This is a genomic window from Roseomonas sp. AR75 (assembly GCF_005222815.1).
Classification (GTDB): domain Bacteria; phylum Pseudomonadota; class Alphaproteobacteria; order Acetobacterales; family Acetobacteraceae; genus Falsiroseomonas.
This window is the reverse complement of sequence record NZ_STGB01000006.1, coordinates 144637-158170: the sequence shown is the minus strand read 5'-3', so window position 1 is coordinate 158170 and position 13534 is coordinate 144637. Positions and strand designations below refer to the sequence as shown.

Genomic DNA, 13534 nt, shown 5'->3' with positions numbered 1-13534 from the left:
CGTGCTCAGCCGGCGGTCTCCGCCAGATAGCCCATCGCCGCCTCCACGCCGCCATCGGCGTGCGGCATGCGTTCCAGCCGCAGCCCGATCTCCGTCGCGCCGAGGATGCCCAGGATCATCGCCTCGTTCAGGTCGCCGAGATGGCCGATCCGAAAGACCTTGCCCCCAAGCCGGCCGAGACCGCCGCCGAGCGCGACATTCATGCTGCCGACGCGCCGGCGCAGCGCATCCGCGTCGGTCCCCTCCGGCACAAGGATCGAGCTGACTGAATCGGAGACACGCTCCGGCGAGAGGCAGAAGAGCTGCGGCCCGTCATTGCCCGCCCATTGCCGCACGCAGCGGCGAACCGCCTCAGCCAGGCGATGGTGGCGGGCGATGACGTTGTCCAGGCCCTCCTCCTCGATCAGCCGCAGCGATTCGCGCAGGCCGTAGAACAGCGCGATCGGCACCGTGCCGATGAAGCTGCGATGCCGGCGTTCCAGCATGCGGCTCCAGTGGAAGTAATGCTTGGACAGGCGCGCGGACTCATGCGCCCGCATCCCCTTCTCCGATACGGCGGTGAAGCTGAAGCCCACCGGCAGCATGAGCCCCTTCTGGCTGCCGCCGACCGCGGCATCCACGCCCCAATCGTCGTGGCGATACTCCAGCGAGCCAAGCGAGGAGATGGTGTCCACCAGGAACAGCGCGGGGTGCTTCGTCTCGTCCAGCAGCGCCCGGATACGCGGGAGGTCCAGCGTCATGCCGGTGGAGGTTTCGTTGTGCACCGCGCAGACCGCCTTGAAGCGATGCGCCGTGTCCGCCGCCAGTGCCGCGCGCAGCGAGGCGTAGTCCACGCCGCGGCGCCAGTCGGCGGGCAGCGTCTCCACCTGCAGCCCCAGATCCGTCGCCATGCGCCCCCAGGTCTCGGAAAAATAGCCCGTCTCGATGACCAGGATCGGATCGTCGGGGGACAGCAGGTTGGCCAGCGTCGCTTCCCAGGCGGCATGGCCGGAGCCGGTGTACATGAACAGGTGCTGCTGCGTGCGCAGCACGCGCTTCAGCCCGGCGATGCAGGCATCATAGACCGCGAGGAAGTCCGGGCCGTTGAAGTCCACGGTGTGGTGGGCCACGGCCTGCTGGATGCTGTCCGGGATGTTGGTCGGGCCCGGATTGGCGAAGAAGTGGCGGCCGCGCGGCGTCATGGGCGTTCCCTCGCGGGCCGTCGGGGAGCGCGGCCCGTGCCGCTGTTGTCTCCGCAAAGGCGCCAAAAGGGAAGCCGGGTCAGCCCTTCACCGCGCCCGCCGTCAGGCCGGAGACGATCCGGCGCTGGAACACCAGCACCAGCAGGATCAGCGGCACCGTCACGATCACCGACGCCGCCATGATCCGCCCCCAGGGCAGCTCGAAGGCGGAAGCGCCGCTGATCAGCGCGATGGCCACGGGGACCGTGCGCATCTCGTTGGTGAGGGTGAAGGTCAGCGCGAAGAGAAACTCGTTCCACGCCGCGATGAAGGCCAGCAGCCCCGCGGTTGCCATGGCGGGCGCCATCAACGGCAGGAAGACGCGCGTGACGGTGACGAAGGGTGTCGCGCCATCCACCATCGCCGCTTCCTCCAGCTCCTGCGGCAATTCGCGCATGAAGGTGGTCAGCACCCAGACGGTGAAGGGCAGGGTGAAGATCAGGTAGCTCAGCGTCAGCCCCAACAGGTTGTTGTAGAGGCCGAGAAAGCGGATCAGCTCGAACATGCCCGACAGCACCGCCACCTGCGGAAACATCGAGACGGACAGGATCACCATCAGCAGCGGCACGCGGCCGCGGAAGCGCACGCGCCCCAGCGCATAGGCGGCGCCCGCGCCGAGCGCCAGCGAGACCAGCACCACCGATCCGGCGACGAAGACCGAGTTGAGGATGTTGCGCGCGAAGGGCTGCTGGCTGAACAGCGCGGTGTAGTTGCTCCATTGCGGGTCGCGCGGCCAGAGCTCCGTGCCGAACAGCGCCTGCCCGCTCTTCAGGGAGGAGACGACCGCCCAGTAGAAGGGAAACACCGTGTACACCACGATGACCGCCACCAGCAGATAGAGCGCGATGCGGCCGAGCGCGCGGCGAAACGGGCGGCGCATCTCACCGGCCCGCCGTATCGAAGCGCACGCGGCCCGCGGTGATGATCAGCGCCGCGCAGGCGGCAACCACCATCACCAGGAAGCTGGAGGCGGCGGAGCCCATGCCGACATCCTGGAAATCGACGAGCTGCTGGCGCGCATAGACCGACATCGAGGCGGCGGAGGGGCTGTTCCCGGTCAGCACATACATCAGGTCGAAGACGCGCAGCGCATCCAGCGCGCGGAACAGCACGGCCACCATCAGCGCGGGCCGGATCAGCGGCAGGGTGATGCGGAAGAAGATGCCAACCGGCCCAAGCCCGTCGATCCGCGCCGCTTCGTACACGTCGTTCGGCACGAGCTGCAGCGCGGCCAGCAGCAGCAGCGCCATGAAGGGCGTGGTCTTCCAGACATCCACCGCGACCACGGACCACAACGCAAGCGTCGGGTCCGCCACCCAGGCCCAGGGCGTCGCGATGACGCCGAGCGACAGCAGCACCGCGTTGATGACGCCATACTGGTCGTGCAGCATCCAGTTCCACATCTGCGCGGAGACGACGGTCGGGATCGCCCAGGGGATCAGCATCGCCGCGCGCAGCGGCCCGCGGCCGCGCAGCTTCGTGTTCAGCGTCAGCGCGATGACCAGGCCCAGCACCGTCTCGATCGCGACTGAGACCGTGGCGAAGAGCAGGGTGTTCCACACCGCCTGCCACCAATCCGGGTCGGAGGCCAGGAAGCTGAAGTTCTCGACCCCGATCCACTGATGGTCGGCGATCTCGAACAGCGTGGCGTCGGTGAAGGCGAAGTAGACGGTGCGCAGCAGCGGCCAGCCTGCGACCGCCGCCAGCACCACCAGCATCGGCGCCAGGAACAGCCAGGCGGCACGCCGGCGCCGGCGCTGCATGCCGGAGAGCCGCGCGCGGAGGCGCAACGGCGCGGCCGGCGCCGCCGAGCGCCCCACCCGTTCGCCAGCCGCGCTCACCAGCGGCCCGCCCGCCCGATCCGCGTAAGTTGCCGGTCGAGGCGCGTCAGCGCCGCGGCGGGTTCGGACTGGCCGGACAGCACGGCATGCAACGTTTCCGCGAATTCCGCCGACACCCGGTTGTAGCGCTGTCCCGTCACCGCGGAGGGTCGCGCCACGGCGCTTTCCAGCGTGCCGACCAGGTCGCGGAAGAACGGGTTGGGCGCAAGGACTTCCTCGTCGCGGTACAGTGCCCGGATCGCCGGCGAGAAGGCGCCGGCGACGGCGCGGCGCTTCTGCTCCGCCGCACTGGTCAGGTGACGCACCAGATCGATGGCCTCATCCGGATGCGCCGTGTAGCGCGAGACGGCCAGCTGCTCCCCACCCAGGCCAGCCGCATGGATCCCGCCCGGCACGTCCCCGCGCGGAAGCACCGCGACGCCCACCTTGTCGCGCACGGGGCTGTCCTCGGCATTCAGCAGCGGCCAGGCATAGGGCCAGTTACGCATGAACACGGCGTTGCCGGACTGGAACACGCCACGGGTCTCCTCCTCGGCGTAGTTGAGCACGCCCTGCGGCGTGATCTCCCCGACCCAGGAGCGCGCGAGCGTCAGCGCCTGCACCGCACGCGGATTGTTCACGGAGACGGAGCCATCCTGTTCGACGATGTGCCCGGCATCGTGGCTGGCGAGCCATTCGATGCCGTTTACCGTCAGCCCTTCATAGGCGCGGCCCTGGAAGACATAGCCCCACATGCGCTCGCTCCCGGCACTACGCTCCGCCTGCATGATGGCGGTGGCGGTGCGCGTGAGGTCCTGCCAGGTCTCGGGCACCTGATGCCCGTGCTGCTCCAGCAGGTCGCGGCGGTAGTAGAGCAGGCCGGCGCTGACGAACCAGGGAATCGCAACCAGCCGCCCATCCACCGTGTTGTTGCGGATCACCTCGGGAAAGTAGGGCGCGGGGTCGATCTTGCCGCTCAGGTCCAGCAGGTGATCGCCCAGGATGCCCGGCCAGACCACGTCCACCTGGAACACGTCGATATCCGGAGAACGCGCGGCGAGAAGCTGCTGATACAGCGCCAGGCGTTCCGTGCCGCTGTTGGGGGTGGAGACCAGCCGCACCTGGTTGCCGGTGCGCTGCGCCCAGGCTTCCGCGCCCTCCCGGCAGAGCCGTGCCTCGATGCCGAGCGCGCTGCAGGAGATGGACAGCGTCACCTGCGCCTGCGCAGGCGCGGGCGTCCAGATCGCCGCAGTGATGCATCCAGCCAACGCCACGATCGTCTGCCGCATCCTGCGTCCTCCCTTCCGCCTCCGCCATGTTCGGATGGCATGATGGGAACGCCAACATCGCGGCTAGGCTGAATGCCGCACGGATTCGTGAAGGGGGAATACGTTCAGCGGCGATACTGCTCGTCGCTGACCTGCTCGAGCCAGGTCACGGCCTTGCCGTCCAGCTTCTCCTGGATGGCGATATGCGTCATCGCCGTGGTCGGCGTCGCGCCGTGCCAATGCTTCTCGCCCGGCGGGAACCACACCACGTCGCCGGGACGGATCTCCTCCACCGCGCCGCCGTCGCGCTGCGCCCATCCGAGGCCGGCGGTGACGATGATCGTCTGCCCGAGCGGATGCGTGTGCCAAGCGGTGCGCGCGCCCGGCTCGAAGGTGACGCTGGCGCCGGCGACGCGCGCAGGATCGGCCGCGTCGAACAGCGGGTCGATGCGCACCGCGCCGGTGAAATACTCGGCCGGCCCCTTGCCGGATGGGTGCGTGCCCGCACGCGTGATCTGCATGGCGCTACACCGCCGTGCCGCCGATGGTCAGGCCCGTCATCTTCAGCGTCGGCTGACCCACGCCCACCGGAACGCCCTGGCCCTGCTTGCCGCAGGTGCCGATGCCGGGATCGAGGCCCATGTCGTTGCCGACCATCGCCACCTTGGTCAGCGCATCCGGCCCGTTGCCGATCAGCGTCGCGCCCTTCACCGGCGCGCCGAGTTTCCCGTTCTCGATCAGATAGGCTTCCGACGCGCTGAACACGAACTTGCCGGAGGTGATGTCCACCTGCCCGCCGCCGAAATTCACCGCGTAGATGCCGCGCTTCACACTGGAGATAATCTCCTCGGGCGCATGCGTGCCGCCGAGCATCACGGTGTTCGTCATGCGCGGCATCGGGATGTGGGCGTGGCTCTGGCGCCGCCCGTTGCCGGTGGGCTGCACGCCCATCAGCCGCGCATTCTGCCGGTCCTGCAGGAAGCCGACGAGCACGCCATCCTCGATCAGCACGGTACGGCCGGACGGCGTCCCCTCGTCATCCACGGTGATGCTGCCGCGGCGGTCGGGGATGGTGCCGTCATCCACCACCGTCACCCCGGGCGAGGCGATGCGCTGCCCGAGCAGGCCTGCGAAGGCGCTGGTCTTCTTGCGATTGAAGTCGCCCTCCAGCCCGTGGCCGATGGCTTCGTGCAGCAGGATGCCAGGCCAGCCCGGGCCGAGCACAACTTCCATCTCGCCCGCCGGGGCCGGCACGCTGTCGAGATTGACCAGCGCCTGGCGCAGCGCCTCGTCCACCGCGGCCTTCCAGGTCGCCTCGCCCAGCACGCGATCGTAGGCGAAACGTCCGCCGGTGCCGTAGCTGCCCGTCTCGCGCCTTCCGTTCGCCTCGACCACCACGGCAACGTTCATCCGCACCAGCGGGCGCAGATCGGCCACGCGCCGCCCATCGGGGCGAAGGATCTGCACCGCCTGCCATTCGCCGGTGATGCTGGCCATCACCTGCTTCACGCGCGGATCGCTCGCGCGGGCATAGGCGTCGATCTCCTGCAGCAGCCCGGTCTTCGCCGCGAAATCCATTGCGCTCAGCGGGTTCAGCTCGGAATAGAGCTGGCGGTTGGTGCTGCGCGGCGCGACATCCAGCGTGCCGGAATGGCCCGCCGCCACCGCCTTCACCGTCTCCGCCGCGCGCGCCAGCGCCGCTTCCGAGAGCTCGGCGGCATGCGCATAGCCGGCGGCCTCGCCGGCGACGCTGCGCAGGCCGAAGCCGCGCGTCGCGTCGAAGGAGGCGGAGCGGATACGCCCATCCTCCAGGCTGATCGCCTCGCTCTCCCGGTGCTCCAGGAACAGCTCGCCATCCTCCGCACCGCGCGCGGCCTCGGCGGTCAGGCGTTCGGCCGCCGCGCGGTCGAGGGTGGAGAAGAACAGCGTGTCGGTGGCGGCGAGCGCGTCGGTCAAGATGCGATCCTCGGTCTGGGAACTCAGGCCGGCAGCACGCCCGCGGCCTCGGGCACGTCCTCGGATATGGGGAGCAGGCGCTCCGGCGGGAAGAACAGCACGGCGACGGTGCCCGAGCCCTCCGGCTCCTCCAGCCCCAGCGTGCCTCCAAGCGCGACAGTCAGCGTCCGCGCCAGGTGCAGCCCCAGCCCGGAACCCTGGAAGCGGCGCGACAGGGAGCTGTCGAGCTGGGTGAAAGGCTCGAACATGCGCTCCCGCTCGCCGGGGGGGATGCCGATCCCGGTGTCGATCACCCGGATCGCCAGACCCTCCGCCTCCGTCCGCGCGGAGACGGTGATGCGGCCGCCCGGCGGCGTGAACTTCAGCGCATTGGACAGCAGCTTGTCGAGGATCTGCCGCAGGCGTCGCCCGTCGCCGCGCAGCGCCGGCAATCCTTCCGAGAGTTCGGCGGCCAGCCGAAGCTGTGCCACCTCGGCCGCCGGCATCGCCGCGGCCAAGGCGCCCGTGATGATCTCGGCCGAGCAGATCGGCGCGTCCTGGATCGCCAGCGCCCCGGTCTGGCTGCGCGCCACGTCGAGGATGTCGTCCACCAGCTGCAACAATTGCCGCCCCGCCTCGTTGATCATGGCGGCGTAGTCGCGCGCCTGCTCCGCGTCGCGTTCCAGGCCGATCGCCTCGGACAGCCCGATCACCACGTTCAGCGGCGTGCGCAGCTCGTGGCTCATCGTCGCCAGGAAGCGCGACTTCGCCTCGGACGCCGCCTCGGCCTGGGCGCGCGCACGCTCCAGCTCGGCGCGGATCTCCCGTTCCTCGGTGACGTCGCTGTAGGTGATGACGAAGCCGCCATCCGGCGTCGGCTCCGAGACGGTGTCGAGAACGCGCCCGTCCGGCCGTACGCGGCTGTAGCGCAGCGGCTGGCTGCGGTCATAGGCCTTCATCTGCGCGGCCTGGGCGGCGGCGATCTGGCCGCGCGCCACCTGCTCGTCCAGCAGGTCCTCCATCAGACGCCCGGGCAGCAGCCGGTCGGGTGGGATGCCGGTCAGCTCGGTCGTCTTGGCATTGGTCGCCAGCACGCGCCGGTCCGGCCCGTACAGGATGATGCCGTGGCGGATCGTACCGAGCATCGCTGCCTGCATCGCGGCGCGATGGCGCAGTTCCTGCTGCGCGGCGTGCAGCGCGGTGACGTCGGTGACGACGGAGATGTGGCCGCCGCCCGGCAGATGCGCCGCGCGGATCGCGATCACGGTGCCGTTGCGGCGGCGGCGCACGCGCTCGCCGTTCTGGCCGAGGCCGCCAATGGGATCGGCCAGGACCTCCGCGGCGTATTCCGCGCTGAACTCGCCCTCCGCGATGCGCCGCCCGGCGACATGCTCGATATGCTCACCGACGGCGATCGGGGAGCCCTGCATGATCCGGCGATAGGCCTCGTTCACCATCGCTACGCGGCGGTCGCCGCCATAGACGCAGACGCCATGCGGCAGCGCCTCCAGCACGCCGTCCAGCAGCGCCGCGCGCTGCCGCGCGGCTTCCTCCGCCTGGTGCAGCGCGGTGACGTCGGTGAAGACCGAGACGATGCCGCCATCGGGCATGCGGGCCATCCGGTTCTCCAGCACCATGCCGTTCGGGCGATGGCGCCGCATCGGCGGCAGGTCGGCGCCTGCCGGCCCATAGCGGGCCAGCACCTGCGCCGCCGTCTCGGCGTCGTATTCGCCGCTGCGCACGCGGCGCGCGGCCACCTCCTCCACATGATCGCCGATCGCCGCCTCGGTGCCGGACATCAAGCGTCGATACGCGGCATTGACCATCAGCAGCCGGCGATCGGGACCGTAGACGCAGACCCCGTTCGGCAGCGCCGCCAGCATGCCGTCCAGCAGCGCGGCGCGGCGCGTGGCCTCGTCCTCCGCCCGCTTCAGCGCGGTGATGTCCGTGGTCTCCACCAGGCAGCCGCCATCGGGTGTCGGCTGGGTGTCGAATCGCAGCACCTCGCCGGTCGGGCGCCGTCGCTGCCGCATGCCGGAGGTGCTGCGGTTCCGCTCCAGCGCGACGATCACCTCCTCCGCCTCGCCGCTGCTGGCGAACTCTCCGTGACGGTCGAGCAGGGCTACGAGGTCGCGATGCGTCAGGCCCGGCCGGGTCGAGCCGCCGGGCAGGCCGACCAGCGCGTCATAGGCGGGATTGCAGACGCTGACCCGGAGATCCGAATCGAAGCGCACGATGCCGCTGCGCAGATGGGCGAGCGTGCCTTCCAGCAGCCGCGCCCGCGCGGCCTGCTCCTCGCGCGCATGCACAAGCGGGGTGACATCGCTGCCGATGTTGAGATAGCCGCCATCCGGTAGCGGGACCGAGACGATCTCGACGCTGCGCGCGCTGTCCGGCAGCGTCACCAGCCGCCGCGCCGGGCGGCTGCGGTCGATGGCGAGCACCGCCTCGACCTGGGCTTCGGGATCGCCGGGGCCGTAGCGGCCGCGATAGGCCAGCAGCCGCACCACGTCGCGCACGGGGCTGCCGAGGGGGCAGGAATCCGGCCCGAGGCCGAGCGCCTCCCAGAAGGCGGGATTGGCGTAGGCGAAGCGGCCCTGCCCGTCGACGGCGCTGATCGCCTGCGGCAGCGTATCGAGGATGCTGCGCGCCAGCGCCTCGGCGCCCATGTCAGGGGGCGCGTGCCGGGCGCAGGGCATGCAGCGCGACCAGCGCCGCGGTCAGCACCAGCACGGCCGTCGCCTGGTGCAGCGTGCCGAGCGCGACCGGCACCACCCAGAGCAGCGTCGCGACACCCAGCGCGTATTGCAGCGCCACCGCCGCGCCCAGCCCCAGCACCGCGCGCCGCGGCCGCCCCGGCGGCAGGCGCCACAGCGCCAGCAGCACGGCGCCGAGCGCCGCCAGCCCCGCCAGCGTCGCCAGCACCCGATGGTTGAACTGGACGGTGAGCAGATTGGCCGTCAGGTTCCGCCACCAGGGATCCAGCGCCAGCAGGCCTGTGGGCACCAGCGCGCCATCCATCAGGGGAAAGGTGTTCCATGTGAAACCGGCGCGGGTCCCGGCGACGAAGCCGCCCGCCAGCATCGCCGCAACCAGGGCCCAGAAGGTGACGCGCACCAGCGCCGCAACCGGCCGCGCCTCCGGCGGCCCTTCCGGTGCCGGGCGCAGCAGGCCGAGCGCGGTCCAGACCAGCGCGCCATAGATCACCAGCGCCAGGCCGAGATGGATGACAAGGCGATAGGGCGAGACGGCGGTGCGATCCGCCTCGAAGCCGGAGGCGACCATGTACCACCCGATCGCGCCCTGCAGCCCGCCAAGCGCCAGAAGGCCCAGCAGACGCGGCTTGTAGCCGCGGGGAATGCGCCCGCGCACCCAGAACCAGGCCAGCCCGGTGACGAAGGCCAAGCCGATCAGCCGCCCCCATTGGCGGTGCAGCCATTCCAGCCAGAAGATGCCCTTGAACCCCTCCAGCCCGAAACCCTGGTTGACCAGCGCATATTGCGGGATGCTGCGGTAGAGGTCGTAGAGGCGGTTCCATTCCGCCTCCGTCATCGGCGGCAACGCGCCGGACAGCGGCGCCCATTCCATGATGGACAGGCCAGACCCGGTCAGCCGTGTCGCGCCGCCGATCGCCACCATCAGCCACACCAGCCCGGCAACGCCCAGCAGCCAGCGCGCAACGGCGCGGGCGTCACGGCGGGCGGGATGGTCGGCCTCGGGCAGGCTCAGGGGGCGTAGGTCGAAGGGCATCGTTCGACATAATAGTGAAGCCGAGGCCCCGCGCCCACATCCACGGCGCAAATGTCCCGGCTGCTTGCCGCGCGCACGCCCCCCTGCTACCCCGCCGGGCATGGCCCCCGCCCTGTCCCCGGGGCCGGACCGGCCCGCCAGCGCCGACCCGGTGCCGGCCGCAAGCGACACCGACGCCCTGCTCGCCGAGGATCGTCCCGCTGCCGCAATGGCGGTGGCGCAGGACGCGCCGCTGCTCTCCGTCGTCATCCCCATGCGCAACGAGGCGCCGAACGTCCTGCCGCTGGTCGAGGAGATCGCGGCCGCGCTGGACGGCGTGCGCTTCGAGGTGGTCTGCGTCGACGACGGCTCCTCCGACGAGACCGCCGCCCGGCTGGCCGAGGCGATGGCCCGCTTCCCCGTGGTGGCGCTGCGCCACGCGACCTCCTGCGGCCAATCCGCCGCGGTGATCAGCGGCGTGCTCGCGGCCCGCGCCCCCTGGATCGCCACGCTGGACGGCGACGGCCAGAACGATCCCGCCGACATCCCGAAGCTCTGGTCGCGCGCGCGCGCCGAGGCGGCGTCGGGCGTGCCGCTGCTGGTGGCGGGCCACCGCGTCGCGCGCAAGGACAGCGGCGTGAAGCGCGTGACCAGCAGGATCGCCAATGCCGTGCGCGCCCGCCTGCTCGGCGACGCGACGCCGGACACCGGCTGCGGCCTCAAGCTTTTCCCGCGCGCGCTGTTCCTCGACCTGCCGCGCTTCGACCACATGCACCGCTACCTGCCGGCCCTGGTGCTGCGCCAGGGCGGGCGCGTGGTCAGCGAGCCGGTGAACCACCGCCCACGCATCCGCGGCAAGTCCAACTACGGCACGCTGGATCGTCTGGTGGTCAGCGTCTCCGACATGCTCGGCGTGATCTGGCTGCAGCGGCGCTGGAAGCGGCCCGTCGCGCAGCGCCTGCCGCCGCGCTGAACGCGGCAATGGCCGCCGACCCGCGCGGGCGCTGGATGGCGCTCGGCAAGCTGCTGCTGCTCGCGGCCGGGCTGCTCGGCGCCGGCGCGCTGCTGCGGGAGATGGGCGGCGTGCCCGGTACCGCCTGGGTGGACCGCTCGATCCGCGGCGAGGGGTTTCGGGGCGAAGCCGTGTTCGTGCTGGTCGGCGCCGCGCTGACGGCGGCCGGCGTGCCGCGGCAATCCGTCGCCTTCCTCGGCGGCTATGCCTACGGCACCGTGCTCGGCAGCGTGCTGGCGCTGGCCGCGCAGATGCTGGGCTGCGCGGCGAGCTATGGCTGGGCCCGGCTGCTCGGCCGCGATTGGGCGGAACGCCGCCTGCGCGGGCGCTTCGGCAAGCGCCTGCGGCCGCTGCGCGACGTGCTCGCCGCCAGCCCTTTCGAGGCGACGCTAGCGCTCCGCCTGCTGCCGGTCGGCAGCAACATCGCGCTGAACCTGCTGGCCGGCATGGCCGCGCTCAAGCCCGGCCCCTTCCTGCTGGGCTCCGCGCTCGGCTACCTGCCGCAGACGATCGTCTTTGCCCTGCTGGGCAAGGGCATCCGCGTGGATGGCGCCTGGCAGCTATCCCTGGCGGGGCTGCTGCTCGCGGTGTCCATCGGCCTCGGCTGGTGGCTGCTGCGCCGTCACCGCGCGGCGCGCGCGCTGGAAGCGGAGGGGGCGCCCTGATATCGGGCAGTGTTTCCCGGAACCACGCGGTCAGCGACGCGGGCGCGTGCCGATGACGTCCTGGAGCTGCGTCACCTCGATCCGCTTGACCTTCAGCGGGATATGCGCACCCGTGCGGCCGTTCACATAGGTGGCGAACTGCCCGACCCATGCCTTCATGAACCTGCGCATGGCGGACCCCGTCAATTCCACGACGAACTCCCCATAGTTCGCGTCGAACAGCAGCAGGCTCTTGGTCCTGATGAAGCGCCCCGCGCTGCTGCTGAACCCGGCGCAGACATGGACGGCGTCCACCCCATCCAGATGCACGATGATCATCGTGTATTTGTTCGTCGGGTCGAAGAAGGTGCAGAATTCCGCAGCTTCGCCGATCGGATCGGCCGATTCGAAGGTGACCTTCGGCTCGAGCAGCAGGCCTTCCTGCATCCGCTCCGGATAGGTCGGCCTCGGAGCATCGTTGAACCCGAAGCTGTAATCCGCCGCATCCTCCCAGACCTCCGGCTTGTCGAGGTCATGCAGCCGTTCCGCCGAGGTCTGGTTGGGCCAGCGCTGGTGCTGGCGGATCCATTCGAGGGAGAGGCCGGGACAGGCGCCGAGTTGCACGCGCTTGTCCAGACGATAGCGCGTGAGCACGACGGCGCGCTGCTCGAACACGCCGACGCGGTACGCCCGCAGGTCAGCGGTGATCGGCCAGTCGTGCCAAGTCCCGGACATGGCGCCATCCTCTCGATTGCCGAGCAGGATGGCGCCGGACCGCCGCGCGCGCGTTGATCCGCGTCAAGAAGCGACGCGCTTCGCCGCGTCCGGCAGTCAGTTGTTCACCGAGATCTTCGCCTCCCGCACCACGCGCCGCCAACGCTCGGAATCGGCGCGGATATAGCTGGCGAAATGCTCGGGCGTGCTGGGCGGGAACACCTCCAGCGCCTGCGCGGCAAAACGCTGCGCCAGCGCGGGATCGGCCAGCGCCTCGTTCACCACGGCGTTCAGCCGATCGACGATCGGGCGCGGCGTGCCGCGCGCGGCGAGCATGCCGGTCCAGCCGACGGATTCGAATCCGGCCAGCCGCGCATCGCCCGATTCCGCCAGCGCCGGCACGTCCTGCGCGAAGATCGAGCGGCGCGCCGAGGATACCGCGATCGGCTTCACCCGCCCGCCCCGTGCCTGCGCGAGCGAGGAGGTCATGCCGTCGAACATCAGCGGCACGCGCCCGGCATTCACGTCCATCAGCGCCTGGCCGCTGCCGCGATAGGTCACGCCCTCGAATTCCAGGCCGAGGCTTATGCGGAACAGCTCCGCGGTCAGATGGCTCAGCGTGCCCGGGCCGACATTGGCGAAGTTGTGCTTGCCGGGATTGGCGCGCAGTTCCCGGATCACGCCCGCCAGGTCTGTCGCGGGAAAATCCGGCGCGGCGACCAGCATCATGCCGGTCCAGCCGATCAGCGCGACCGGCACCAGGTCGCGCTCCACGTCATAGGGCAGGTTCGCATTCAGCGCCGGCACGATGGACAGCGGCGAGAGCGAGGTGACCAGCAGCGTATAGCCATCCGCCGGCGCCTGCAGCACGGCCTGGATGCCGATGCTGCCCGAGCCGCCCGCGCGGTTGTCCACCACCACCGGCTGCCCGAGCCGCTTGGAGAGTTCCTCGCCCATCACGCGGGCGGTGATGTCGCCGGCATTCCCGGCGGGGAAGGGCACGATCAGGCGGATCGGCCGCGTCGGCCAGGCCTGGGCGCGCGCCCCGCCCGCCGCCATCGCGCCGAGCGCGGCCAGACCCGCCGCGCGACGCGTGATGCTCGCTGCCGCCATGCACTTCCTCCCATGTCTCCGGCCGGCGCCGACCGCTTGCGCGGGGCGCTGGCCCGGTGAATTGTTATGACAACTTGCC

At 70.7% G+C, this 13534-nt stretch carries 12 protein-coding genes; 2 read left to right on the top strand and 10 right to left on the bottom strand.

Features of this window, described 5'->3' with window-relative positions; all coding sequences use genetic code 11:
• Positions 1–5 precede the first annotated feature (5 nt).
• From E4T13_RS25340 to E4T13_RS25305, 8 genes are all read right to left on the bottom strand, one after another.
• Positions 6–1181: an alanine--glyoxylate aminotransferase family protein gene (locus E4T13_RS25340; protein WP_137181146.1), complete on the bottom strand. Its 1176-nt coding sequence runs from the start codon at positions 1179–1181 to the stop codon at positions 6–8.
• A gap of 79 nt (positions 1182–1260) precedes the next feature.
• Positions 1261–2100, bottom strand: coding sequence for a carbohydrate ABC transporter permease (locus tag E4T13_RS25335; protein WP_137181145.1), 840 nt, complete (start codon positions 2098–2100; stop codon positions 1261–1263).
• Between the two features lies 1 nt (position 2101).
• Positions 2102–3061 carry a carbohydrate ABC transporter permease gene (locus E4T13_RS25330; protein WP_306768508.1) on the bottom strand — a complete coding sequence of 320 codons (960 nt, stop codon included), beginning with the start codon at positions 3059–3061 and terminating at the stop codon, positions 2102–2104.
• On the bottom strand, positions 3058–4329 hold the full coding sequence (locus tag E4T13_RS25325) for an ABC transporter substrate-binding protein (protein WP_137181144.1): 1272 nt from the start codon (positions 4327–4329) through the stop codon (positions 3058–3060). The genes E4T13_RS25330 and E4T13_RS25325 overlap by 4 nt, the downstream gene beginning before the upstream one ends.
• 104 nt (positions 4330–4433) lie before the next feature.
• Positions 4434–4829, bottom strand: coding sequence for a cupin domain-containing protein (locus tag E4T13_RS25320; RefSeq protein ID WP_137181143.1), 396 nt, complete (start codon positions 4827–4829; stop codon positions 4434–4436).
• 4 nt (positions 4830–4833) lie between these two features.
• Complete coding sequence (gene tldD, locus E4T13_RS25315) at positions 4834–6264, bottom strand: metalloprotease TldD (protein ID WP_240791289.1); 1431 nt, start codon at positions 6262–6264, stop codon at positions 4834–4836.
• 23 nt (positions 6265–6287) lie between these two features.
• Positions 6288–8912, bottom strand: a complete 2625-nt coding sequence (locus E4T13_RS25310) for a PAS domain-containing sensor histidine kinase (protein ID WP_170985247.1) — start codon at positions 8910–8912, stop codon at positions 6288–6290.
• A 1-nt stretch (position 8913) separates the two neighbouring features.
• Entirely contained in the window at positions 8914–9993 is a 1080-nt protein-coding gene (locus E4T13_RS25305) for a COX15/CtaA family protein (RefSeq protein WP_137181140.1), read from the bottom strand.
• Positions 9994–10201: 208 nt separating this feature from the next.
• Between E4T13_RS25305 and E4T13_RS25300 the strand changes: the two genes are divergently transcribed.
• Positions 10202–10945: a glycosyltransferase family 2 protein gene (locus E4T13_RS25300; RefSeq protein WP_137181913.1), complete on the top strand. Its 744-nt coding sequence runs from the start codon at positions 10202–10204 to the stop codon at positions 10943–10945.
• A gap of 8 nt (positions 10946–10953) precedes the next feature.
• The gene (locus E4T13_RS25295; RefSeq protein ID WP_137181139.1) at positions 10954–11649 is read left to right on the top strand and encodes a TVP38/TMEM64 family protein; all 696 of its coding nucleotides are present in this window, start codon (positions 10954–10956) and stop codon (positions 11647–11649) included.
• A gap of 30 nt (positions 11650–11679) precedes the next feature.
• Here the strand turns inward: E4T13_RS25295 and E4T13_RS25290 are convergent, their stop codons facing one another.
• Both E4T13_RS25290 and E4T13_RS25285 read right to left on the bottom strand, forming a co-directional pair.
• Entirely contained in the window at positions 11680–12363 is a 684-nt protein-coding gene (locus E4T13_RS25290) for a hypothetical protein (protein WP_137181138.1), read from the bottom strand.
• A gap of 96 nt (positions 12364–12459) precedes the next feature.
• Entirely contained in the window at positions 12460–13455 is a 996-nt protein-coding gene (locus E4T13_RS25285; RefSeq protein WP_170985246.1) for a tripartite tricarboxylate transporter substrate binding protein, read from the bottom strand.
• Between the last annotated feature and the right edge of the window lie 79 nt (positions 13456–13534).